Below are 23,832 nucleotides of genomic sequence, written 5' to 3' on the forward strand. Positions count from 1 at the left end.
TCAGCCGTTGCGCTTCCAGCGGGGCTTGTCGTCACGGCGGCCGAAGGACGAACCGGACGAACCGCGGTGGTCGTCACGGCGGCCGTACGGGCGGTCGTGGCCGCCGGAGCGGAAGCCGGGACGGTCGCCCTGGCGGTCGCGGTTGAACGGGCGGTCGCTGCCGCGGTGTCCGCCGCGCTCACCGCGGTCGTCACGGCGGAAACCACCACGGTCACCGCGGTCGTCACGACGCTCGAAGGAACGGCCACCACGGTCGTCACGGCGGTCGTCACGGCGGAAACCACCACGGTCACCGCGGTCGTCACGACGCTCGAAGGAACGGCCACCACGGTCGTCACGGCGGTCGTCACGGCGGAAACCACCACGGTCACCGCGGTCGTCACGACGCTCGAAGGAACGGCCACCACGGTCATCGCGGCGGTCGTCACGGCGGAAACCACCACGGTCACCGCGGTCGTCACGACGCTCGAAGGAACGGCCACCACGGTCGTCACGGCGGTCGTCACGGCGGAAACCACCACGGTCACCGCGGTCGTCACGACGCTCGAAGGAACGGCCACCACGGTCATCGCGGCGGTCACCACGGTCGCCGCGGTCGGCGAAGCGGTCGCGGCCGGCCGAGGCGCCGCGCTCCGGCTTCTCCACCTTCTCGACGTCGCGCGCGCCGGGCTGCTCGGGCAGCGAGACCTCGGTCGCGGCCGCGGCCACCTCGGCCAGCACCGTCTCCGGGTCCTCGCCCCGCTCCCGCGCGACCCTGGCGACCAGGCGGTCCGCGTCCTCGCGCAGCTCGGTGGCGCGGCGCTGGGCCCGCTCCAGCTCCTTGGTGAGCTGGGCGACCTCGCGCTCGGCCTGCTGCGCGGCGTTGCCCGCCGACTCGGCCTGGACCTCGGTCATCGACCGGGCCCCGGTGATCTCGGCGACCTCCGGCTCGAAGGCCGCGCCGCCCTGGATGATGTGGCGCGTGGCGTCGACGCCCGCGTCCTCCATCAGCCGGAAGATCTGGCGGCGCTGGTGCGGCAGGGAGAGCGAGACCACGGTGCCGGTGCGGCCGGCGCGGGCCGTACGGCCGGCGCGGTGCAGGTAGTCCTTGTGGTCGCCGGCCGGGTCCACGTTCAGGACCAGGTCGATGCCGTCGACGTGGATGCCGCGCGCGGCGACGTCGGTGGCGACGAGCGCGTTGACGTAACCCTTCTTGAAGTCCTCCAGGACCCGGGTGCGCGCGCCCTGCGTCATGCCGCCGTGCAGCGCGTCGGCCTTCACACCGGAGTCGCAGAGCTGCTCGGCGATGCGGTCGGCGCCCAGCTGGGTGCGGACGAAGATGATCGTGCGGCCCTTGCGGGAGGCGATCGCGGCGGTGACCGGGGCCTTGTCCTTGGGCTTCACGACCAGGATGTGGTGCGACATGGTCGTCACGTTGCCCTGGGCGCTGTCGACCTCGTGCGTGACCGGGTCGGTCAGGTAGCGCTTGACCAGCGTGGAGATCTCGTTCTCCATCGTGGCCGAGAAGAGCATGCGCTGGCCGCCCGCGGGGACCTGGTCGAGCAGCTCGGTGACCTCGGGCAGGAAGCCCAGGTCCGACATCTGGTCGGCCTCGTCGAGGACGGCGATCTGCACGTTCTCCAGGGAGCAGGCGCCGCGGTTGATGATGTCGCGCAGGCGGCCCGGGGTGGCGACGAGGACGTCGACGCCGCGCTCCAGGGCGTAGATCTGGTTACCCATGGACGTACCGCCGCAGACGACCTTCATCTTCAGGCCGAGGACGTCGCCGTACGGCTGGAGCGCGTCGGCGACCTGCATGGCCAGCTCACGGGTCGGCGTCAGGATGACGGCGCGCGGCTTGTGCTTCTCGGTGCGGCCGCCGGCCAGCGTGGCCAGGGCCGGCAGACCGAAGGAGAGGGTCTTGCCGGAGCCGGTGCGGCCCCGGCCGAGGATGTCCTTGCCCGCCAGCGCGTCCGGAATGGTCGCGGCCTGGATCGGGAAGGGGGTGGTCACGCCGTTCTGCGCGAGCTTGCGCACGACGCCCTCGGGCAGACCGAGGTCGGCGAAGGTGATTTCGGGGGTCGCGGGGGCCTGCACGGCCTCCGGCGTACCTTCCACGCCCTCGGCGTTCTCGGGCACGACGACGTGATCAGTACTGGTGATGGACATGCGAATGCGAAACCTTCCGGAGTCTCTCGTCGGCACGCGCCCGTCAACTCCGTGAATCGCGATTCGCAATACGACCGCCTCAATGCGGTCCACCACGGCAGGGGGAGAGAACGCGCCACACGGCGCGCTCTGCGGTGGCGCCGGGCAAATGGGATCAAACGATCTACCACCATACGCACCTCACACCCCCGAAGGCAAACCGGCCCGCAATGCCCAGGTCAGCCAGGGGGTGCGGCTAGGCCGGCGCACCGGCCGCGGGTGCCGGTACCCGCTGCGCGAGCTGGGTCCCCGGCGGCTCGTGCGCCGACGAGGAGGGCTCCGCCACCGTCGGCTCCGGGGTCGGGGTCGTCGGCGGCTGCTCGGTCGGCGTCGGCTCCGGCTCCACGGTCCGGGAGGGCTCCGCGGGCGGCGTCCAGGTGGGCCCCGGCCCGGCGCCCCCGCCCTTCGGCGGCGGGGTCCCGGGTTCGCCTTCCCTGGGCCGCTCGGACGCGGACCCGCCCTTCCCCTTCGCGTCCCCGGCCTTCCCCTTGCCGTCGCCCTTTCCCCCGCCCTTGGCCCGCTTGTCCTTGCCGTCCCCCTTGCCGCCGGCCGCCGCGTCGTGTCCGGCGCTCCCGCCCGGGCCCGCGGGGCCGCCCTCGGGCGCCTCGCCGCCCCGCTCCCCGGCGGAGTGCGACGGCCTGACGCCCCCTCCGGACTGGTCGTCGCCGACGCTCATGCAGCCGGTCGCGGCGACGACGGCCATGGCCGTGGCGGCCAGACGGACGGGTACGTACAAGGGGCGCACGGGCGGCCACCTCCGGGGTTCAAGGAGTCGCCGTGCCCAACTCCCTTCACCCACAAGAGGACACGCGCCCGGCGAGGCGGACTTGACCCGCGCGCGTCACCCGTACCCGCAGACGTTCACCCGCACCCGTGGACGCTCACCCGTACCCGAGCGCGTGCAACCGCTCGTCGTCGATCCCGAAGTGGTGCGCGATCTCGTGGACCACCGTCACCTCGGTCTCCGCCACCACGTCCTCGCGCGTCTCGCAGAACCGCAGCGTCGGCCCCCGGTAGATCGTGATCCGGTCCGGCAGCACCCCCGCGTACCACTCCCCGCGCTCCGTCAGCGGCGTCCCCTCGTACAGCCCGAGCAGCTCGGGATCCTCCGCCGGCGGCTCGTCCTCGACGAACACCGCGACGTTGTCCATCAGCCGCGTCAACTCCGGCGGAATCCGGTCCAGCGCCTCGGCGACCAGTTCCTCGAACTCCTCGCGCGTCATCTCCAGCACAGACCCATTGTCGGGTACGACCTTGCGGTACGACCCGCATATCCGCCCGGGGCCATGGGCATACGGGACCAATGGCCCGCGTCCCAGCCGCAGCCCCGCACGCCCTGGCCCAGGTGATGAACTCCATCCGCAACGCCCCGCGCGCCCTCGCCCGCCGGCTCCGCGCCCGCCGGACGCCCACCACCACACCCGAGCTGGCCGCCCGCCCCCGGCCCTGGACCCGCGCCGTCGGCCTCGTCGCCGTCGTCCTGCTCGGCGCCTGGCTCGGCCTGCTGGTCGTCGGCAACGTCCGCGTCCCCGTCGGCCCCATGAACACGACGATGACGCTGCGCCCGTCCGCCACCGGCGGCACGAAGATCAACGTCTCCCCGCTGGGCGCCCTCCAGCTCGACAGCCACATCGCACCGGTCCGCCTCGACGTCAACGTCGACCAGCTCGACCCCGACCGCGCCCAGGCCCTCGTCGACCACCCCGAACGCCTCTCCGGCCTCCAGGACGAGGTCGCCCGCGACGTCGAACACGGCACCCTCGACCTCGCCGTCCGCTCCTGCGTCGCCGTCGTCACCGGCGCCACCGCCCTCGGCCTCGCCGTCTACCGCCGCCCCCGGCGCGCCCTGACCGCCGGCGGGCTCGCCCTCACCCTCCTGGTCGCCTCCGGCGGCACCGCCTACGCGACCTGGAACCCCGACTCCGTCCTGGAACCCAGGTTCTCCGGCCTGCTCTCCTCCGCGCCCTCCCTGGTCGGCAACGCGCGCAGCATCGTGACCGAGTTCGACGTCTACCAGAAGGAACTGGCCCGCCTGGTCACCAACGTGACCAAGCTCTACGACGTCACCTCCACGCTCCCCGCCTACCAGCCCGACCCGACCACGATCCGCGTCCTGCACGTGTCCGACATCCACCTCAACCCGGCGAGCTGGAAGATCATCGCCTCGCTGGTGCAGCAGTACAAGGTGAACGTGATCGTCGACTCCGGCGACACGATGGACCACGGCACCGCCGCGGAGAACGGCTTCCTCGACCCGATCGAGGACCTCGGCGCGCCCTACGTGTGGGTCCGCGGCAACCATGACTCCCGGGAGACCCAGAAGTATCTGCGGAGCCTGAAGAACGTGCACGTCCTCGACGACGGCCGGGCCCGGAACGTCGCGGGCCTGCGCTTCGCCGGCATCGGCGACCCCCAGTTCACCCCCGACCGCTCCAAGTCGGACGGCGCCGAGGCCTCCCAGGAACTGGCCGGCGCCCGCCTGGCCTCCGCCCTGCGCGACCAGAGCACCGCCGGCACCCCCGTGGACGTCGCCATCGCCCACGAACCGTCGGCCGCCCGCGAGGTCGACGGCGCGGTGCCGCTGGTCCTCGCCGGCCATCTCCACCGCGAGGACATGGAGGTCATGAAGTACGGCACCCGCCTGCGCGTGGAGGGCTCCACCGGCGGCAGCGGACTGCGCGCGGTCGAGGGCAAGTACCCCGACCCGATCCAGGCGTCCATCCTCTACTTCGACCGGGACACCCGGCGCCTCCAGGCCTGGGACGAGATCAAGCTGGGCGGTCTGGGCCTGACGACGGCCGAGGTCAGCCGCCACCTCCCCAAGGAGAACCAGCCGGGCGCCACCCCCTCCCCCAGCCCCTCGTAAACCGTTTTGGCGATACCTCCCGCCATCCCATATGCTTCTCACGTCCCCGACGCGCTGCGAAGCGCCCAGGCGGGCCGATAGCCCTCATCGTCTAGCGGCCTAGGACGCCGCCCTTTCAAGGCGGTAGCACGGGTTCGAATCCCGTTGGGGGCACGCAGTACATGTGCGACACTGTCGTACGAAGCTTGGTCCTGTGGAGCAGTTTGGAGTGCTCGCCACCCTGTCAAGGTGGAGGCCGCGGGTTCAAATCCCGTCAGGACCGCTGAGGTTTCACGTGAAACCTCGCGGCTGGGTAGCTCAGTTGGTACGAGCGATCGCCTGAAAAGCGATAGGTCGCCGGTTCGACCCCGGCCCCAGCCACATACAACCCCCGTCGAGATCATCGACGGGGGTTCTGTGTTGCCCGGAAGGTGCCCGGACGCTGCCCGGACGGAAATCGTTCGCCAGGTTTTTCCCGGGGATGAGATCCTGGAACCCGTATGTCTACGCACCCCGCCCCCGCCCTCGGTACCCTCGCGCCCCGACTGGCCGAGCTGTCACTGCGCGACGCGCACCGGCTCGGCCGGCGGCTCGAAGGTGCGCGGAAGATCCGCAAGCCCGAGGCGCGCGCCGCCGTTCTCGCCGAGATCGAGACGGAGGTGGCCAAGGCCGAGCAGCGCGTCGGGGAGCGCCGGGCGCGGGTGCCCGTCGTCAGCTACCCCGAGCAGCTCCCGGTCAGCCAGAAGAAGGACGAGATCGCGGCCGCCATCCGTGATCACCAGGTGGTGATCGTGGCGGGCGAGACGGGCTCCGGCAAGACCACCCAGATCCCGAAGATCTGCGTCGAGCTGGGCCGTGGCGTTCGCGGCATGATCGGGCACACCCAGCCCCGGCGGATCGCCGCGCGCACCGTCGCCGAGCGGGTGGCGGACGAGCTGGACACACCGCTCGGGGAGACGGTCGGCTGGAAGGTCCGGTTCACCGACCAGGTGAATCCGGAGTCCACCTTCATCAAGCTGATGACGGACGGCATCCTGCTCGCCGAGATCCAGACCGACCGCGAGCTGCGCGCCTACGACACGATCATCATCGACGAGGCCCACGAGCGGTCCCTCAACATCGACTTCCTGCTGGGCTACCTCGCCCAGTTGCTGCCCAAGCGGCCGGACCTGAAGGTCGTCATCACGTCGGCGACCATCGACCCCGAGCGCTTCTCCCGCCACTTCGGTGACGCGCCGATCGTCGAGGTCAGCGGACGGACCTACCCGGTGGAGGTGCGCTACCGGCCGCTGCTGGAGGAGGACGGCGACGACGCCGACCGGGACCAGATCACGGCCATCACCGACGCCGTCGAGGAGCTGATGGGAGAGGGCAAGGGCGACATCCTCGTCTTCCTCTCCGGTGAGCGGGAGATCCGGGACACGGCGGACGCGCTGGAGAAGAAGAAGTACCGGTTCACGGAAGTACTGCCGCTGTACGCGCGGCTGTCGCACGCCGAGCAGCACCGGGTGTTCCAGCAGCACACCGGGCGCAGGATCGTTCTGGCCACCAACGTCGCCGAGACCTCGCTGACCGTGCCGGGCATCAAGTACGTGATCGACCCCGGCTTCGCCCGGATCTCGCGGTACAGCCACCGCACCAAGGTCCAGCGGCTGCCGATCGAGCCGATCTCGCAGGCCAGCGCCAACCAGCGCAAGGGACGCTGCGGGCGGACCAGCGACGGCATCTGCATCAGGCTCTACGGCGAGGACGACTTCGAGGCGCGCCCGGAGTTCACGGACGCCGAGATCCTGCGGACCAACCTGGCCTCCGTCATCCTCCAGATGACCGCGGCGGGCCTCGGCGACATCGAGAAGTTCCCCTTCATCGACCCGCCGGACCACCGCAACATCCGCGACGGCGTGCAGCTCCTCCAGGAGCTGGGCGCTCTGGACCCGGCGCAGAAGGACGTACGCAAGCGGCTGACCGACACCGGCCGCAAGCTGGCCCAGCTGCCCGTGGACCCGCGGCTGGCCCGGATGGTGCTGGAGGCCGACAAGAACGGCTGCGTCCGCGAGGTCATGGTGATAGCCGCCGCCCTGTCCATCCAGGACCCGCGGGAGCGGCCGTCGGAGAAGCAGGCCCAGGCCGACCAGCAGCACGCCCGTTTCAAGGACGAGACCAGCGACTTCCTCGCCTTCCTCAACCTGTGGCGGTACGTCCGCGAGCAGCAGAAGGAGCGGGGTTCGTCGTCCTTCCGCCGCATGTGCAAGCAGGAGTACCTCAACTTCCTGCGGATCCGCGAGTGGCAGGACATCTACACGCAGCTCCGGACGGTCGCCAAGCAGATGGGCATCCACCTCAACGAGCAGGACGCCCCCGACGACCGCGTGCACGTCTCCCTGCTGGCCGGACTCCTCTCCCACGTCGGCATGAAGGACGTCAAGGAGGGCGCGAAGAACGAGTACCTGGGCGCCCGGAACGCCAAGTTCGCGATCTTCCCCGGGTCGGCGCTCTTCAAGAAGCCCCCGCGGTTCGTGATGTCCGCCGAGCTGGTGGAGACCTCCCGGCTCTGGGCCCGGGTCAACGCGAAGATCGAGCCGGAGTGGGTGGAGCCGCTCGCCGGCCACCTCCTCAAGCACACCTACAGCGAGCCGCACTGGGAGAAGGACCAGGCGGCGGTGATGGCGTACGAGAAGGTCACGCTGTACGGCGTGCCGATCGTGGCGCAGCGCAAGGTGAACTACGGGCGGATCGACCCCGAGGTCAGCCGCGAGCTGTTCATCCGCAACGCCCTGGTGGAGGGCGACTGGCGGACGCACCACAAGTTCTTCGCGGACAACCGCCGGCTGCTCACCGAGGTCGAGGAGCTGGAGCACCGGGCGCGGCGCCGGGACATCCTGGTCGACGACGAGACGCTGTACGACTTCTACGACCAGCGGGTGCCCGAACACGTCGTCTCGGGTGCGCACTTCGACTCGTGGTGGAAGCACAAGCGGCACGAGCAGCCCGACTTCCTCGACTTCGAGCGCGAGATGCTCATCAACGAGAAGGCCGGGGCGGTCACCAAGGACGACTACCCGGACTCCTGGCGGCAGGGCCCGCTGAAGTTCCGGGTGACGTACCAGTTCGAGCCGGGGGCGGACGCCGACGGCGTCACGGTCCACGTGCCGCTCCAGGTGCTCAACCAGGTCACGGACGAGGGCTTCGACTGGCAGATCCCGGGGCTGCGGGAGCAGGTGGTCGTGGAGCTGATCCGGTCGCTGCCGAAGCCGATCCGGCGCCACTACGTGCCGGCCCCGAACTACGCGCAGGCGTTCCTGGACCGGTCGGTGCCGTTGCAGGAGCCACTGACGGTGACCATGGCGCGGGAGTTGAAGCGCATGGTGGGGGTGCCGTTCGACGCGGAGGACTTCGACTGGGCCAAGGTCCCCGACCATCTGCGGATCACCTTCCGGATCGTCGACGAGCGGCGCCGCAAGCTGGCCGAGGACAAGGACCTGGAGGCGCTGAAGCTCCGGCTGCGGCCGAAGGCACGCAAGGCGCTCTCGCAGGCCGCGGCGGCCACCGCGGAGCGCAGCGGCGGTGAGTCGGTGGAGCGTTCGGGGCTGACGGACTGGACGATCGGGACGCTGTCGCGGGTCTTCGAGACGCGGCGGGCCGGTCAGCCGGTGAAGGCGTACCCGGCCCTGGTCGACGACGGCGACACCGTTTCCGTGCGCCTCTTCGACACCGAGGCCGAGCAGGCGCAGGCGATGTGGAAGGGCACGCGCCGGCTGATCCTGCGCAACATCCCGGTCAACCCCGCGAAGTTCGCGTCGGAGAGGCTGACCAACCAGCAGAAGCTGAATCTCTCCGCGAACCCGCACGGTTCGATCCAGGCCCTGTTCGACGACTGCGCGACGGCCGCGGCGGACAAGCTGATCGCGGACTTCGGGGGCCCGGCGTGGGACGAGGAGTCCTACCGGAAGCTCTACGAGCGGGTCCGCTCGGAGATCGTCGACACGACCGTCCGCACGGTGGGCCGGGTACAGCAGGTGCTGGCGGCCTGGCAGGCCTGCGAGCGGCGCCTGAAGTCCGTACGGAGCCCCGCGCTGCTGGCGAACCTCCAGGACGTACGGGGGCAGCTGGACGCGCTGGTGAAGCCCGGCTTCGTCACGGAGGCGGGGATCAGGCGGCTGCCGGACCTGATGCGCTACCTGGTCGCCGCCGACCGGCGTCTTCAGCAGATGCCGACCGGTGTGCAGCGGGACACATCGCGCATGGAGAAGGTCCACGAGATGCGGGACGAGTACGCGTGGCTGCTGGAGCAGCTGCCGCAGGGCCGGCCCGTGCCGCAGCAGGTGCGGGAGGTCCGCTGGATGATCGAGGAGCTGCGGGTCAGCTATTTCGCGCACGCGCTGGGCACGGCGTACCCGGTCTCCGACAAGCGGATCGTGAAGGCGATCGACGCGCTCGCACCGTAGCGCCCGGCCCGTAACGGGGCCTGTGCGGAGGGTGAGTTCGACCCGGGCGCAACCCTCCTGTACAGTCTCTTCTCGCAGCGCAACGCAGAATAAGCGCCGCGAAACCTGGTCCTGTGGAGCAGTTTGGAGTGCTCGCCACCCTGTCAAGGTGGAGGCCGCGGGTTCAAATCCCGTCAGGACCGCAACAGAGAAGGGCCCGCACCGATCGGTGCGGGCCCTTCTTCTCGTTCCGCGCCCCACCCGAGGCCCGCACCATGTGGCGCCGGCCTCTTCTCGTGCCTTCAGGCATGTCTCGCCCCACAGCCCCCAGAGGCCCTGGGCGCCCCTCTCCCGGCCTTGACGGGGTCACATTCGGTCGGTACTTCAAGAGGACAGGGAACGTCCCGCGCAGGGCCCCGGAGGTGGCGTATGGCGGCATCGGTCAGGCACGAGACGCGAGCCCTGCTCCGCGCGCACCTGTCGGCCGCGTCGTCGTACCGTCACGCGACGCGCCACTGCGCGATCTGCCACCGGCTGTTGCGCCAGGCGCTGGACGCTCCGGGGCCACAGTCTCCGACCGGACGTCAAGAGGGCCTCGAGGACGAGAGCGTGCCCGTGGCGTGATCCCCGGAGGATCCCAACACCCTTGCCACGCAGACCTCCTGGAAGCGGTGCCTCCACTAGCGCACGGGCAGGGCGGCCAACAACCACCGCGCCGTGTGACGGGTGTCACCGCATGAGTTTTTGAAACCGTGGCACTTATGGCTCTCCTACAACTGGTCAATTTAATATGTGCAATTGCACTGGGTCTCGCAGTGCCCGCACAGCCGATCCGACACCCCTCCCCAGACTCCGACAAGGCCGCCCACAGAACCCGCCCGCGCCTCACTCCGGCGCACAGGCCCGGACACAAAAAGATCGCGCTGGACCCGGCGGAGTCCAGCGCGATCAACGACGCACCCCTGTTGGGGCAGGAACGGCGTCGCTTGGAGCTGTGGTTCCGAGCGCCTCGACAGGTTGGGGGACCTGCCGTTTTGCCCGGTTATTCAGTTGTTTCAGGCCTCGCTGCGCTGCTGCGGAATGCCCGCGAGCAGAGCGCGGACCTCGGCTTCGCGGTAGCGGCGATGCCCGCCGAGCGTGCGGATCGACGTGAGCTTGCCGGCCTTCGCCCAGCGCGTGACCGTCTTCGGGTCGACGCGGAACATGGTGGCGACCTCAGCCGGGGTCAGCAGCGGCTCGGCATCAGGGGTGCGAGCGGTCATGAGCGGCCTCCTCGGGAGAACCGAACCTTCTCGGTTCATTCCTCTAAATTCTGCACCTTGACCCGCGTTGCCCGAAATGGCGGACGCGAGTCGAGTCGGTTATAGGACGAACGGCTTGTCCTCGGCACTACAACTACACCATCTGTCCAGCCGCGTCGGCCAAACCGATGGAATTGCCCTCCCAGGTGTTCATCAGCGACGGAAGCCGATGGACCATGCCATAGCGGACAGTCACGCCGCTGTGACGATCAGTCACAGGGCGATCAGGAGTCACGAGACCCCCCAAAGCGTGCAATGCTGAGATTCCGCCCACAGTGCATCACGACAGGACGGAAGGAGCCCTCCCCGGGCTCCTTGTCCTATTTTGGCATGAGGAGGGGGAAGCGGCGCAAGAGTGATGTACGTGCGGTCCGTCACGCTTGACGCATACGCCCGGATCGGGACCTACGTCCCTTGTTGACAAGGCATCAGCACATCCGTGACGGGTGTCGGATCGGAAGACGAAACCTCAAAACGGGCGGTACGTCAAACGTCAGTTCGCCGAGCGCCGGTCCCGGACCGCCCGCCAGCGCTCCACCAGCCGCCCGTACGCCTCCCCCGCGGTGGCCGGGTCGCCATCGCGCAGCGCCTCGATCCCCTCGGCCACGTCCGCCGCGGAGTGGTCGTCCTCCAGCTCCCCGGCCGGCACGGCGTGCACGAGCCCGCCGTAGTCCAGCTCCACGAGGGAGCGCGGGTGGAACTCCTCCAGCCAGCGCCCGACGTCCATCAGCCCGTCGATCAGCGGACCCTCGTCCACGGCCTCCTTCAGGGCCCGCAGCCCCCGGGCCACCCGCCGCCGGGCCTGCACCATCGGCGTCCGGTAGCGCAGTACCGGCGCGGTCGGCCCCTGGTCGTCGCCGCCCTTGTCGTACTCCCGCTCCGCGTCGGAGACCAGCACGAACCAGTTGATCGGCACCTGCCAGGTGGCGGTACGGATCCAGGGGCGGGCGTCGGGGTTGCGCTCCAGCCAGCGCTCGTAGTCCTGCGTGGTCTCACGGCGTACGACCGGGGGGATCAGGGCGTCCAGGACGGGCTCCGGGTAGTCCCCGGCCAGTTCTCCCAGGGCCTGCCACCCGCGCAGCCGGGTCCGCCAGGGGCAGACGCAGACCACTCCGTCGACCTCCGCCACGAAGGCGTCGGCGCTCTCGTGCACCGGCACCGCCACCGGCGGGGTGGGCAGCAGGTCGGCCAGGGAGCGTCGCAGCTCCACCTGGTAGGAGGGGAGGTCGGGGCGGCGGGCGTAGCGGGCCCAGTGCTCGCGCTCCGGCTCACGGAAGGCGGCCAGCGGTTCGTACACGCGCAGGTACGCCGCGTAGGGGACGATCACCGAGGACACCTTGGGCACGCCTGCTCCCTCCCCCGCGCTCCGCACCGAAAACCTGCCGGAGCCGATCACAAACGCGCGGGAATCTCTGCAAATCGTCGCACGCCCGTACTCCGTGCGGTGGTGATCCTGAGCACGGTGCGGCGGGGAGACCCCGTCAGGCTCTAATCTCGTGCCACAGTCCCCGCCACCCGCACGGGGACAGGTCTCCACCCGCCGAACCTACACAGGAGTCACCACCGTGACCGACGTAACCGGCGCACCTGCTGATGTACTGCACACCCTGTTCCACTCGGACCAGGGGGGTCATGAGCAAGTCGTGCTCTGCCAGGACCGGGCCAGCGGCCTCAAGGCCGTCATCGCCCTCCACAACACCGCCCTGGGCCCCGCGCTCGGCGGTACCCGCTTCTACCCCTACGCGAACGAGGCGGACGCCGTCGCCGACGCGCTGAACCTCGCGCGCGGGATGTCGTACAAGAACGCCATGGCCGGTCTCGACCACGGCGGCGGCAAGGCCGTGATCATCGGCGACCCGGAGCAGATCAAGAGCGAGGAACTGCTCCTCGCCTACGGCCGGTTCGTCGCCTCGCTCGGCGGCCGGTACGTCACCGCGTGCGACGTCGGCACCTACGTGGCCGACATGGACGTCGTGGCCCGCGAGTGCCAGTGGACCACCGGGCGCTCCCCCGAGAACGGCGGCGCCGGCGACTCCTCCGTGCTCACCGCCTTCGGCGTCTACCAGGGCATGCGGGCCTCCGCCCAGCACCTGTGGGGCGACCCGACACTGCGCGACCGCACCGTCGGCATCGCGGGCGTCGGCAAGGTCGGCCACCACCTGGTCGAGCACCTGCTCGCCGAGGGCGCGCACGTGGTCGTCACCGACGTGCGCAAGGACGTCGTGCGGGCCCTCACCGAGCGGCACCCCTCGGTGGTCGCCGTCGCCGACACCGAGGCGCTGATCCGGGTGGAGAACCTCGACATCTACGCACCGTGCGCGCTCGGGGGCGCGCTCGACGACGACTCCGTGCCGGTGCTGACCGCCCGGGTGGTGTGCGGCGCCGCCAACAACCAGCTCGCCCACCCCGGAGTGGAGAAGGACCTCGCCGACCGCGGGATCCTCTACGCGCCGGACTACGTGGTGAACGCCGGCGGTGTCATCCAGGTCGCCGACGAGCTGCACGGCTTCGACTTCGAACGGTGCAAGGCGAAGGCGGCGAAGATCTTCGACACCACGCTGGCCATATTCGCACGTGCGAATGAGGACGGTATTCCGCCGGCCGCCGCGGCCGACCGGATCGCCGAGCAGCGGATGGCGGAGGCGCGCCTGCGGGGGTGATCCCGCGGCGGTCCTCCGGTGATCGGGCAGGGCCCTCGCAGGTTTGACCGGTACCCGTCGGGGGGAGTTGGAGAGAACTCTCACTTATCCCGGCGGGTCGACCGTCGAAAGGTGGTTAAATCGCCATTGACCAGCGAGGACGGGGCGCCTCGAAGGTCCTGGGGATGGCCACGTGCTGCGGGCGACGTACCGTATGGGCGTGGGCTCAGGTACCGTGGAAGCCCTACGGACCGGTCTCTCCACGGAGAGCCCGTTCCGGACCATGAACGCGTGTCAAGACTCTGGGGCCGTCGAGCCCCGTCGTTGAGGGGGTCGAGCCATGGGGCGCGGCCGGGCCAAGGCCAAGCAGACGAAGGTCGCCCGCCAGCTGAAGTACAACAGCGGTGGGACTGATCTCTCCCGCCTGGCCGAGGAGCTGGGCGCATCGCCGTCGAATTCGCAACCGCCGAATGGCGAGCAATTCGAGGACGATGAGCAAGACGATGACGTGTACGCCAAGTACGCCGACCTCTATGAGGACGACGACGAGGACGAGGACGGCCAGTCCCCGGGCCAACAGCGACGCGGCGCTTGACCTTGTACTGAGCACTTTCCCGGTCGGTGACGTATGTCACCGGCCGGGTTCTGTGCTACCCGCGGGATCTCAGCCGGCGTAGTCGCCCACCAGCGCCGCGCCCGTCTCGTGGTCCGTGCGGTCGGTGATCTCGCCGGCCACCCAGGCGTCCACGCCGCGGTCGGACAGGGTCGCCAGGGCCACGTCCGCCGATTCCTCGGGCACGATCGCGATCATGCCCACGCCCATGTTCAGGGTCTTCTCCAGCTCCAGGCGCTCGACCCGGCCGGTGCGGCCGACGAGGTCGAAGATCGCGCCCGGGGTCCAGGTGGAGCGGTCGACGACGGCGTGCAGTCCGTCGGGGATCACACGGGCCAGGTTGGCCGCGAGGCCACCGCCGGTGACGTGGCTGAAGGCGTGCACCTCGGTGGTGCGCAGGAGCGCCAGGCAGTCCAGGGAGTAGATCTTGGTCGGCTCCAGCAGCTCCTCGCCGAGGGTGCGGCCGAGACCGTCCAGGTGGGCGTCGAGCGCCAGGCCGCCCTCGTTCAGCAGGACGTGCCGGACGAGCGAGTACCCGTTCGAGTGAAGCCCGGAGGACGCCATGGCGATCACCGCGTCACCCGAACGGATGCGATCCGCGCCGAGGACCCGGTCGGCCTCCACGACGCCCGTACCGGCGCCGGCGACGTCGAAGTCGTCCTCGCCGAGCAGGCCGGGGTGCTCGGCCGTCTCGCCGCCGACCAGGGCACAGCCGGCCAGGACGCAGCCCTCGGCGATGCCCTTGACGATCGCGGCGACGCGCTCGGGGTGGACCTTGCCGACGCAGATGTAGTCGGTCATGAAGAGCGGCTCGGCGCCGCACACCACGATGTCGTCCATGACCATGGCGACCAGGTCGTGGCCGATGCTGTCGTAGACGCCCAGCCGGCGGGCGATGTCGACCTTCGTGCCGACGCCGTCGGTGGCGGAGGCGAGCAGGGGGCGCTCGTAGTTCTTGAGCGCGGAGGCGTCGAAGAGGCCGGCGAAGCCGCCGATGCCGCCGAGGACCTCGGGGCGGCGGGTCTTCTTCACCCACTCCTTCATCAGTTCGACGGCGCGGTCGCCCGCCTCGATGTCGACACCTGCTGTTTTGTAAGAGGCCGCTGCGTAGCTGGCACCAGTTGTGTCAGGCATGACGATGAGAACCTTCGTGTCGTACGGCAGGTATTGCGGACGGACGGCTACGGGCGACGGATGGCGTCGGCGGCGGCCGTACCGGCGGGCCCGGCGGCCAGCTCGGTCTCCAGGAGCTGCTTGCCGAGCAGCTCGGGGTCGGGGAGCTCCATCGGGTATTCGCCGTCGAAGCAGGCACGGCACAGGTTCGGCTTGGCGATGGTGGTCGCCTCGATCATGCCGTCGATGGAGATGTAGGCGAGGGAGTCGGCGCCCATGGAGGTGCCGATCTCCTCGACGCTCATGCCGTTGGCGATGAGCTCGGCGCGGGTCGCGAAGTCGATGCCGAAGAAGCAGGGCCACTTCACCGGCGGGGACGAGATCCGGATGTGGACCTCGGCGGCGCCGGCCTCACGGAGCATGCGGACCAGGGCCCGCTGGGTGTTGCCGCGGACGATGGAGTCGTCCACGACGACCAGCCGCTTGCCCTTGATGACTTCCTTCAGGGGGTTCAGCTTCAGGCGGATGCCCAGCTGGCGGATGGTCTGCGAGGGCTGGATGAAGGTGCGGCCGACGTAGGCGTTCTTGACCAGACCGTTGCCGAAGGGGATGCCGGAGGCCTCTGCGTACCCGATGGCGGCGGGCGTGCCGGACTCCGGGGTCGCTATGACCAGGTCGGCGTCGGCGGGGGCCTCCTTCGCCAGCTTGCGGCCCATCTCGACGCGCGAGAGGTAGACGTTGCGGCCGGCGATGTCGGTGTCCGGACGGGCCAGGTAGACGTATTCGAAGACACAGCCCTTGGGCTTCGCGTCCGCGAATCGTGAAGTGCGCAAGCCGTTCTCGTCGATGGCGACGAACTCGCCCGGCTCGATCTCCCGGACGAAGCTGGCGCCGCAGATGTCGAGGGCGGCGGACTCGGAGGCGACCACCCAGCCGCGCTCCAGCCGCCCGAGGACCAGCGGGCGGATGCCCTGCGGGTCACGGGCGGCGTAGAGGGTGTGCTCGTCCATGAAGACGAGGGAGAAGGCGCCGCGCACCTGGGGCAGCACCTTGCCGGCCGCCTCCTCGATGGTCAGCGGCTTGCCGTCGTCGTCCACCTGGCCGGCGAGCAGGGCCGTGACCAGGTCGGTGTCGTTGGTCGCCGCGACCCGGGTGGAGCGGCCTTCCTGCTTGGGCAGGTCGGCGACCATCTCGGCGAGTTGGGCGGTGTTGACGAGGTTGCCGTTGTGCCCCAGCGCGATGGAACCCTGCGCGGTGGCACGGAACGTCGGCTGGGCGTTCTCCCACACGGAGGCACCGGTGGTCGAGTAGCGGGCGTGACCGACCGCGATGTGACCCTGGAGCGAACCGAGTGAGGTCTCGTCGAAGACCTGGGAGACCAGGCCCATGTCCTTGAAGACGAGGATCTGGGAACCGTTGCTTACCGCGATACCCGCGGATTCCTGGCCTCGATGCTGGAGGGCGTAGAGCCCGAAGTAGGAGAGCTTTGCGACCTCTTCGCCAGGAGCCCAGACACCGAAGACGCCGCATGCGTCCTGGGGGCCCTTCTCGCCTGGAAGCAGATCGTGATTGAGTCGACCGTCACCACGTGGCACGCCATCGAGTGTAGGCGAGATCGACCACTGGTCCGAATTTGGGATTTCGGCTCACCAGTGGATCACCGATCGGCCACGGCTCGCACGGTCGTCCCGTCTTCGCTGGTCAGGGTGAGGGTTTCCTGATCGATCCGGTAATCGACCGGACCCTTGAGGAAGCTCAGCATCCGCTTCTCGGCGTCCATGAGTGAGCCTTCGCACATCATTCGGGTCGTGGAAGGGGCGCCGACGGTGATACGCCCGTCGCTGACGGTGGCCTTGGCGTTGACGCGGTTGCAGGGGAGGCGGCCGGAGACGGACTTGGCCTCCGGGTCGAAGGTGAGGTGGGCGCGGTCCTGCTGGGCCGGGCTGGTCACGGTCCACCTGGTGCCGTACAGGGACGCGTCCTTCGCCCGGCTGAGCTTGACGGTGTCGCCCCCGGAGGTGGTGAACGTCAGGCCGTCGCCCTCGCTCTCGGTGGTGAGCGTGCCGGTGGTGAGGGCGCGGCCGAGGGACTTCTCGAACTCGACGGGCGTCTTGTCGCAGGCCTTCTCGGTGAACATGGCGTCGCTGAGCCGGACGCGTTCTCCCTTGACGTCGGCGCGCGCGCTGAAGGTGTTGCAGCCGGTGCTGCCCTCCGCCCCGCCGGCGTCGTCGATCCGGACCCGTGCCTCGTCCGGTGCCTTGTGGGTGGTGCCGTCGACGGTGACGCTGTCGATGCTCCACTGCACGCCGGTGATGGGCTTTCCGGCGCCTACGGAGGCGCTGCCGTCGTCCGCCTTCTCGCTGCCGCAGGCCGCGGCGAGCGGGACGAGCGCGGCGACGGCCGCCACGGTCAGGGTCTTCCTTCGCTGCTGCTTCTGCCTGTACATGGCGATTCGACGGAGGACTGGAGGATCCGGTTCCCCTCGCTCTCCTGGCGGCCGTCGCCCGGTCAGCCGAGCAGGGGCAGCAGCTCACCCAGGTCGGCCCGCTCGCCGCTCGCGCTCAGCTTCGCGTCGGCCACGGCGTCCTTCCAGGTCAGCCGCCCGGTGGCCAGCCGGACCCAGGTCAGCGGATCGGTCTCGACGACGTTGGGCGGGGTGCCCCGGGTGTGCCGGGGGCCCTCGACGCACTGGACGACGGCGTACGGCGGGATCCGCACCTCGGTCGAGGCGCCGGGCGCCTTCACCGCGAGCGCGTCGGCGAGCAGCCGGGTGGCGGCGGCCAGGGCCTGCCGGTCGAGGGGGATGTCGAGGCCGGGCACGGCGGCGGTGAGGTCGTCGGTGTGCACGATGAGTTCGACGGTGCGGGTGACGACGTAGTCGGCGAGCGGCAGCGCGCCCGCGCTGGTGGGGAGCAGCCGGCTGCCCGGGTGGGTGTCGAGATGCTCGGTGAAGCGCCGCTCGACGTCGGCGAGATGGGCGTCGAGGTCGGGGTGGTCGGCGGCCAGCCGCCGGGCGGTACCGGCGATGGCGTCCGCGCCGGCGGCGATCGCGAACGGCCAGTCGGGCAGCCGCCCGTCCTGCCGCGCGGGCTCGGGCTCGCCGAGCAGCCGGTCCACGGCGGTCAGCGCCATCCCGACGTGCGCGACCAGCTCCCGCACGGTCCAGTCCCCGAGCCGGGTCGGCAACGCGAGCTGCTCGGCCGTGAGGCCACGGACGGCCGTCCGCACGTTCCCGAACTGAGCGAGGACGGCGGCACGGGTGCGGGCGGGGTCGTAGGCGCGGGGGCGTCTTCTGGCGGGCGGCATGGGGCGAGCCTATGCGGATGCGCCGGTCGGTGAGGGGGTCTCGAAGACCTCGCCGTTGCGCGGGACGCCGATGTCGTGCCAGGTGAAGGGGACCCCTCGGGCGGTGTCCGGGTCGGGGCCGTCCATCAGCTGGAAGTGGACGTGCGGCTCGGTGGAGTTGCCGGAGTTGCCGCAGCGGCCGAGGACCTGCCCGGCGGTGACCCGGTCGCCCTCGCGGACGGCCAGGGAGCCGCGCTGGACGTGGGCGTACAGGGCGTGGGTGCCGTCGCCGAGGGCGATGACGACGTGGTTGCCGATGATGCGGCGGACACCGGCCAGTTCGCGGACGGAGCCTTCCAGGATCATCAGGTACACCAGCGCGGGCAGCGAGTTGCGGCTCAGGTGGTCGCGCTGGGTGTCGCAGACCCGGACGACGGTGCCGTCGGCCACCGCGAGCAGCGGGGCGCCGAACGCCGGGAAGTCGCGGTTGCGGCGGGCGATCGGCCACAGCACGCGGAAGCCGGGGCGGGCGCCGGGCTCCGGTTCGGCGACGAGGTCGATGGCGAAGGTCTGCCCGTAGGCGTGGATGCCGTGGCTCGGGGTGCGGTCGGCCGGGCTGTTCAGCGCGGACCAGCGGCCGGTCACGGGCGGGCCGACCTCGACGGGCTCGCGGGCGGTGCCGGGGGCGTCCGGGGCGCCGCCCCAGCGGTTGACCACGGTGATCAGGGCGTACGCCAGGGCCAGCGGCAGGAAGTTCCACCACCAGGGGTGGTCGAGGTCGAAGAGCACACTGGCCGCGACCGCGCCGACGAAGGCCAGTTGCAACAGGCGGAAGGCCGTCATGGCGAGCTTGCGTCCGGACATGGTTCCCCCTTGGTCGCGGTGTTCCCGGTCAGTGCCGGGCCGTCGAGAGCGCCACCAGCAGCGGTACGACCCGCCCCGGCGGCACCTCGTGGCGCCCCCGGCCGGTGGCGTGCAGCCAGCCGGCGCCGGTGAGCTGGCGCAGGTGGTGGTAGATCTGGCCGGTCGTGCCCACGCCGTCCAGCTCGGCCAGTTCGGCCGCGGTGCGCCGGCCGCCGAGGATCTCGCGCAGCAGCCGCAGCCGTACCGGATGACCGAGCGCGGCGAACACCTCGGCGGACTCGGCCCAGTCGGCGTCCAACAGTCCCTCGGTGAGCGCTCCGTGCTGCCAGGCGTACTGCTCACCGGTCGGCAGCCGGACGGAGCCGGTGAACAGGACGCCGCCGGCGGCCGCCCCCAACTCGGTGAGCTGCGCTTTCAGCCCATCCAGGGCCCAGAGGTCCCCCTCCTTCGGGCCGGGGGCGCGCCGGTCGGCGGCTTCCAGGACGGCGAGGCGCCGTTCGAGGTCGGCCATGCGTTGTTCCAGTTGCTCCACTCCTACGACATTACGTAGCTACGTAATCTCACGCAAGGGTCACTCGTCCGTGTGCCTGACCGTGGAAGGCGTTCCGGCCGGACCACGGCGCTGGAAACACTGGTCCGCGCCTGGAAGGAAGTGCAACATGACGGTTATGGCCGAGCACACGTCTCAGATGTCGGTGGACGAGTTCGAAACGATCGCTTCCGCCGCTCCCGAGACCGTCACGTTGGAGTTCATTGACGGACGGATCGGGGTCAAACAAGTGACCGACGGGGATCACGACACCATCGTGTCCTGGCTGGCCAAGCGCTGCATTCAGGCCAGGCCGGACCTGGACCTTTACCACGCGCGAGGCCTCCGCGTCGACGCGTACCGCGAGAGCAGGGCCCGGCCGGACGCCGTGCTGGTGCCCGAGGCCCACTTCGCGGGATATGGCGAATGGGCCGATCCGGCTGGAGTGCTCATGGTCGTCGAGGTCACCTCGTACGACTCCGACACGGATCGGCGGGACCGGCACGAGAAACCGGCCGCGTACGGGCAGGCGGGGATCCCCTTGTACATGCTCATCGACCGGGACAGTTGCACCGTCACCGTGCACAGCTCCCCCGACCGCCAGGTCGGCGGATACCGGGACGCCCGCGTCACGAAGTTCGGTGAGGCGTTGGTCCTCCCCGACCCCGTCGACATCACACTCGACACGGAGATCCTCAAGAACTACGTGCGCTGAGACGACGAGGCCCCGCCCGGAACCGACCGGACGGGACCTCGGCCTCGCAAGGACGTACGGCTACGCCAGCAGCCCCGGGATCGTCCCCTCGTGGGCCTCGCGCAGGTCGGTCAGGGAGAGGGAGAACTCGCCCTGGACCTCCACCGCGTCGCCGTCGACGACACCGATGCGCGTGACGGGCAGGCCGCGCGCGCCGCACATGTCGTTGAAGCGGACCTCCTCGGAACGCGGGACGGCGACGACCGCGCGGCCCGCCGACTCCGAGAACAGGAAGGTGAACGCGTCGAGCCCGTCCGGTACGACCAGACGCGCGCCCCTGCCTCCGAGCAGGGCCGACTCGACGACCGCCTGGACCAGGCCGCCGTCGGACAGGTCGTGCGCGGAGTCGATCATGCCGTCGCGGGAGGCGGAGATCAGGATCTCGCCGAGCAGCCGCTCGCGCTCCAGGTCGACCTTCGGGGGCAGGCCGCCGAGGTGGTCGTGGACCACCTGCGACCAGGCCGAGCCGCCGAACTCCTCACGGGTGTCGCCGAGGAGGTACAGCAGCTGGCCGTCCTCCTGGAAGGCGACCGGCGTGCGCCGGGCCACGTCGTCGATGACGCCGAGGACCGCCACGACCGGGGTCGGGTGGATGGCCGCCTCGCCGGTCTGGTTGTAGAGCGAGACGTTGCCGCCGGTCACCGGGGTGCCGAGCTGCAGGCAGCCGTCGGCCAGGCCGCGCACGGCCTCCGCGAACTGCCACATGACCGCGGGGTCCTCCGGCGAACCGAAGTTCAGGCAGTCGGACACCGCGAGCGGCTTGGCGCCGGTCGTCGCGACGTTCCGGTACGCCTCCGCGAGGGCCAGCTGGGCGCCCGTGTACGGGTCGAGCTTGGCGAAGCGGCCGTTGCCGTCGGTGGCGATGGCGACGCCGAGGCCGGACTCCTCGTCCACGCGGATCATTCCCGAGTCCTCGGGCTGGGCGAGGACGGTGTTGCCCTGCACGAAGTGGTCGTACTGCTGGGTGATCCACTGCTTGGACGCCTGGTTCGGCGAGCCGACCAGCTTCAGGACCTGGCCCTTCAGCTCGTCGGACGACTGCGGCCGGGGCAGCTTGTTCGCGTCGTCGGCCTGGAGGGCGTCCTGCCACTCGGGGCGGGCGTAGGGACGCTCGTAGACCGGGCCGTCGTGGGCGACGGTGCGCGGGTCGACGTCGACGATCTTGCCGCCGTGCCAGTAGATCTCCAGACGGTCGCCGTCCGTGACCTCACCGATCACCGTGGCGATGACGTCCCACTTGTCGCAGATCTCCAGGAAGCGGTCGACCTTCTCCGGCTCGACGACCGCGCACATGCGTTCCTGCGACTCGCTCATGAGGATTTCCTCGGGAGACAGGGTCGAGTCGCGCAGGGGCACGTCGTCCAGCGTCACGCGCATGCCGCCGGAGCCGTTGGAGGCCAGCTCGCTGGTCGCGCAGGACAGGCCGGCCGCGCCGAGGTCCTGGATGCCGACGACCAGCTTCTCCTTGAACGCCTCCAGGGTGCACTCGATGAGCAGCTTCTCCTGGAAGGGGTCGCCGACCTGGACGGCCGGGCGCTTGGACGGCTTGGCGTCGTCGAAGGTCTCGGAGGCCAGGATCGACGCGCCGCCGATGCCGTCGCCGCCGGTACGGGCGCCGTACAGGATGACCTTGTTGCCCGCGCCGGATGCCTTGGCGAGGTGGATGTCCTCGTGCCGCATGACGCCGATGGCACCGGCGTTGACCAGCGGGTTGCCCTGGTAGCAGGCGTCGAAGACGACCTCGCCGCCGATATTGGGCAGGCCCAGGCAGTTGCCGTAGCCGCCGATGCCGGCGACGACGCCGGGCAGGACGCGCTTGGTGTCGGGGTGGTCCGCGGCACCGAAGCGGAGCGGGTCCACGACGGCGACGGGACGCGCGCCCATCGCGATGATGTCGCGCACGATGCCGCCGACGCCGGTCGCGGCGCCCTGGTAGGGCTCGACGTACGACGGGTGGTTGTGCGACTCGACCTTGAAGGTGACCGCGTAGCCCTGGCCGACGTCGACGACACCGGCGTTCTCGCCGATGCCGACGAGCATCGCGTCGGACTGGGGGGCCTTCTCGCCGAACTGGCGCAGGTGGACCTTGCTGCTCTTGTACGAGCAGTGCTCGGACCACATGACGGAGTACATGGCGAGTTCCGCGCCGGTCGGGCGGCGGCCGAGGATCTCCACCACCCGCTCGTACTCGTCCTTCTTCAGGCCCAGCTCGGCCCAGGGCAGCTCGACGTCGGGGGTCGCGGTCGCGTGCTCGACCGTGTCCAGAGGCGTCCGGCTCATGCGTTGACCAGCTTCTTGAGGATCGAGGTGAAGAACGGGAGGCCGTCGGTGCGGCCGGTGCCGATCAGCGGCTCGACGGCGTGCTCGGGGTGCGGCATGAGGCCGACGACGTTGCCCGCGGCGTTGGTGATGCCGGCGATGTCGTTGAGCGAGCCGTTCGGGTTGCCGTATCCGTCGGCGGCTTCGCCGCGGACCACGTAGCGGAAGGCGACGCGCCCCTCGGCCTCCAGCTCGTCCAGCGTCCGCCGGTCGGCGACGTACCGCCCGTCCATGTTCTTCAGCGGGATGCGGATCTCCTGGCCGGCGGTGTAGTCGCTGGTCCAGGCCGTGCTCGCGTTCTCCACCCGCAGCTTCTGGTCGCGGCAGATGAAGTGCAGGTGGTCGTTGCCGAGCATGCCGCCGGGCAGCAGGTGGGCCTCCGTGAGGATCTGGAAGCCGTTGCAGATGCCCAGTACCGGAAGACCGGCCTTCGCCTGGTCGATGACGGTGTCCATCACCGGCGAGAAACGCGCGATGGCGCCGGCCCGCAGATAGTCGCCGTAAGAGAAACCACCGCAGAGCACCACGGCGTCGACCTGCTTGAGGTCCTTGTCCTTGTGCCAGAGGGCGACGGGTTCGGCGCCGGCGACGCGGATCGCGCGCTGCGTGTCCCTGTCGTCGAGACTGCCGGGGAAAGTGACGACGCCAATACGAGCGGTCACTTCACGGCCTCCGCGACTGCGTCTTCCGACTCGACCCTGACGGTGAAGTCCTCGATCACGGTGTTGGCGAGGAAGGATTCCGCAAGATCATGGATGCGGGCGAGGGCGGCGTCGTCGACGGGCCCGTCCACTTCCAGTTCGAATCGCTTTCCCTGGCGGACGTCCGAGATCCCTTCGAAACCCAGCCGCGGCAGTGCGCGCTGCACCGCCTGGCCCTGGGGGTCGAGGATCTCCGGCTTGAGCATGACGTCGACTACGACGCGTGCCACTGGCACTCCCGGTGTGTGGTGCTGAGCA

Annotated in this window: 20 protein-coding genes and 4 tRNA genes; 10 read left to right on the forward strand and 14 right to left on the reverse strand. The window is 70.2% G+C overall.

All coding sequences use genetic code 11. The features are described 5' to 3' along the window. From OIE75_RS17710 to OIE75_RS17720, 3 genes are all read right to left on the reverse strand, one after another. The gene (locus OIE75_RS17710) at window positions 1–2,148 is read right to left on the reverse strand and encodes a DEAD/DEAH box helicase (RefSeq protein WP_307013544.1); all 2,148 of its coding nucleotides are present in this window, start codon (window positions 2,146–2,148) and stop codon (window positions 1–3) included. Window positions 2,149–2,383: 235 nt separating this feature from the next. Beyond that, complete coding sequence (locus OIE75_RS17715; RefSeq protein WP_329471446.1) at window positions 2,384–2,932, reverse strand: hypothetical protein; 549 nt, start codon at window positions 2,930–2,932, stop codon at window positions 2,384–2,386. A 136-nt stretch (window positions 2,933–3,068) separates the two neighbouring features. Continuing rightward, on the reverse strand, window positions 3,069–3,419 hold the full coding sequence (locus tag OIE75_RS17720) for a metallopeptidase family protein (protein ID WP_064728673.1): 351 nt from the start codon (window positions 3,417–3,419) through the stop codon (window positions 3,069–3,071). A 71-nt stretch (window positions 3,420–3,490) separates the two neighbouring features. Between OIE75_RS17720 and OIE75_RS17725 the strand changes: the two genes are divergently transcribed. The 7 genes from OIE75_RS17725 (at window position 3,491) to OIE75_RS17755 (ending at window position 10,080) form a co-directional block, all read left to right on the forward strand. After that, complete coding sequence (locus OIE75_RS17725; protein WP_307013548.1) at window positions 3,491–5,053, forward strand: metallophosphoesterase family protein; 1,563 nt, start codon at window positions 3,491–3,493, stop codon at window positions 5,051–5,053. 80 nt (window positions 5,054–5,133) lie between these two features. Continuing rightward, a tRNA-Glu gene (locus OIE75_RS17730) sits at window positions 5,134–5,206 on the forward strand. Between the two features lie 34 nt (window positions 5,207–5,240). Further along, window positions 5,241–5,315 (forward strand) — tRNA-Asp (locus OIE75_RS17735). 24 nt (window positions 5,316–5,339) lie between these two features. Continuing rightward, a tRNA-Phe gene (locus OIE75_RS17740) sits at window positions 5,340–5,413 on the forward strand. Between the two features lie 119 nt (window positions 5,414–5,532). Next, on the forward strand, window positions 5,533–9,477 hold the full coding sequence (hrpA, locus tag OIE75_RS17745; protein WP_329471447.1) for an ATP-dependent RNA helicase HrpA: 3,945 nt from the start codon (window positions 5,533–5,535) through the stop codon (window positions 9,475–9,477). 107 nt (window positions 9,478–9,584) lie between these two features. Beyond that, a tRNA-Asp gene (locus OIE75_RS17750) sits at window positions 9,585–9,659 on the forward strand. A gap of 226 nt (window positions 9,660–9,885) precedes the next feature. Further along, on the forward strand, window positions 9,886–10,080 hold the full coding sequence (locus OIE75_RS17755) for a DUF6274 family protein (protein WP_307013551.1): 195 nt from the start codon (window positions 9,886–9,888) through the stop codon (window positions 10,078–10,080). Window positions 10,081–10,511: 431 nt separating this feature from the next. Here OIE75_RS17755 and bldC read toward each other — a convergent pair whose 3' ends face one another. Both bldC and OIE75_RS17765 read right to left on the reverse strand, forming a co-directional pair. Then, window positions 10,512–10,718, reverse strand: coding sequence for a developmental transcriptional regulator BldC (gene bldC, locus OIE75_RS17760; RefSeq protein ID WP_003949541.1), 207 nt, complete (start codon window positions 10,716–10,718; stop codon window positions 10,512–10,514). 532 nt (window positions 10,719–11,250) lie between these two features. Beyond that, entirely contained in the window at window positions 11,251–12,102 is an 852-nt protein-coding gene (locus OIE75_RS17765) for a hypothetical protein (protein WP_329471448.1), read from the reverse strand. 220 nt (window positions 12,103–12,322) lie between these two features. Between OIE75_RS17765 and OIE75_RS17770 the strand changes: the two genes are divergently transcribed. Together OIE75_RS17770 and OIE75_RS17775 are read left to right on the forward strand one after the other, a co-directional pair. Further along, entirely contained in the window at window positions 12,323–13,417 is a 1,095-nt protein-coding gene (locus OIE75_RS17770; protein ID WP_122616966.1) for a Leu/Phe/Val dehydrogenase, read from the forward strand. Between the two features lie 319 nt (window positions 13,418–13,736). Further along, complete coding sequence (locus OIE75_RS17775) at window positions 13,737–13,991, forward strand: DUF3073 domain-containing protein (protein WP_122616965.1); 255 nt, start codon at window positions 13,737–13,739, stop codon at window positions 13,989–13,991. Between the two features lie 69 nt (window positions 13,992–14,060). On the opposite strand, the gene purM is transcribed toward OIE75_RS17775, so the two are convergent. The 6 genes from purM to OIE75_RS17805 all read right to left on the reverse strand — a co-directional run bounded on the left by purM (window position 14,061) and on the right by OIE75_RS17805 (window position 19,782). Further along, window positions 14,061–15,143 carry a phosphoribosylformylglycinamidine cyclo-ligase gene (purM, locus tag OIE75_RS17780; protein ID WP_307013556.1) on the reverse strand — a complete coding sequence of 361 codons (1,083 nt, stop codon included), beginning with the start codon at window positions 15,141–15,143 and terminating at the stop codon, window positions 14,061–14,063. 47 nt (window positions 15,144–15,190) lie between these two features. Beyond that, window positions 15,191–16,717, reverse strand: a complete 1,527-nt coding sequence (purF, locus tag OIE75_RS17785) for an amidophosphoribosyltransferase (protein ID WP_329471449.1) — start codon at window positions 16,715–16,717, stop codon at window positions 15,191–15,193. 62 nt (window positions 16,718–16,779) lie between these two features. Continuing rightward, window positions 16,780–17,568: an META domain-containing protein gene (locus OIE75_RS17790; protein WP_329471450.1), complete on the reverse strand. Its 789-nt coding sequence runs from the start codon at window positions 17,566–17,568 to the stop codon at window positions 16,780–16,782. 62 nt (window positions 17,569–17,630) lie between these two features. Further along, the gene (locus OIE75_RS17795; protein WP_329471451.1) at window positions 17,631–18,428 is read right to left on the reverse strand and encodes a maleylpyruvate isomerase family mycothiol-dependent enzyme; all 798 of its coding nucleotides are present in this window, start codon (window positions 18,426–18,428) and stop codon (window positions 17,631–17,633) included. A gap of 9 nt (window positions 18,429–18,437) precedes the next feature. Then, a complete protein-coding gene (locus OIE75_RS17800) occupies window positions 18,438–19,271 on the reverse strand; it encodes a M23 family metallopeptidase (RefSeq protein ID WP_329471452.1) in 834 nt (277 codons plus the stop codon). Between the two features lie 28 nt (window positions 19,272–19,299). Next, window positions 19,300–19,782 carry an ArsR/SmtB family transcription factor gene (locus tag OIE75_RS17805; protein WP_329471453.1) on the reverse strand — a complete coding sequence of 161 codons (483 nt, stop codon included), beginning with the start codon at window positions 19,780–19,782 and terminating at the stop codon, window positions 19,300–19,302. A 148-nt stretch (window positions 19,783–19,930) separates the two neighbouring features. Here OIE75_RS17805 and OIE75_RS17810 point away from each other — a divergent pair, with 148 nt between their 5' ends. Beyond that, window positions 19,931–20,515, forward strand: coding sequence for a Uma2 family endonuclease (locus OIE75_RS17810; RefSeq protein ID WP_307013562.1), 585 nt, complete (start codon window positions 19,931–19,933; stop codon window positions 20,513–20,515). Window positions 20,516–20,575: 60 nt separating this feature from the next. Here OIE75_RS17810 and purL read toward each other — a convergent pair whose 3' ends face one another. Genes purL through purS form a run of 3 tightly spaced genes read right to left on the reverse strand, consistent with a single transcriptional unit; the run spans window position 20,576 to window position 23,804 of the window. Continuing rightward, window positions 20,576–22,834 carry a phosphoribosylformylglycinamidine synthase subunit PurL gene (purL, locus tag OIE75_RS17815; protein ID WP_307013564.1) on the reverse strand — a complete coding sequence of 753 codons (2,259 nt, stop codon included), beginning with the start codon at window positions 22,832–22,834 and terminating at the stop codon, window positions 20,576–20,578. Then, on the reverse strand, window positions 22,831–23,535 hold the full coding sequence (gene purQ, locus OIE75_RS17820) for a phosphoribosylformylglycinamidine synthase subunit PurQ (RefSeq protein WP_307013566.1): 705 nt from the start codon (window positions 23,533–23,535) through the stop codon (window positions 22,831–22,833). The genes purL and purQ overlap by 4 nt, the downstream gene beginning before the upstream one ends. Next, window positions 23,532–23,804, reverse strand: a complete 273-nt coding sequence (gene purS, locus OIE75_RS17825; RefSeq protein ID WP_064728687.1) for a phosphoribosylformylglycinamidine synthase subunit PurS — start codon at window positions 23,802–23,804, stop codon at window positions 23,532–23,534. The genes purQ and purS overlap by 4 nt, the downstream gene beginning before the upstream one ends. Between the last annotated feature and the right edge of the window lie 28 nt (window positions 23,805–23,832).

The organism is Streptomyces sp. NBC_01723 (assembly GCF_036246005.1).
Classification (GTDB): Bacteria; Actinomycetota; Actinomycetes; order Streptomycetales; family Streptomycetaceae; genus Streptomyces.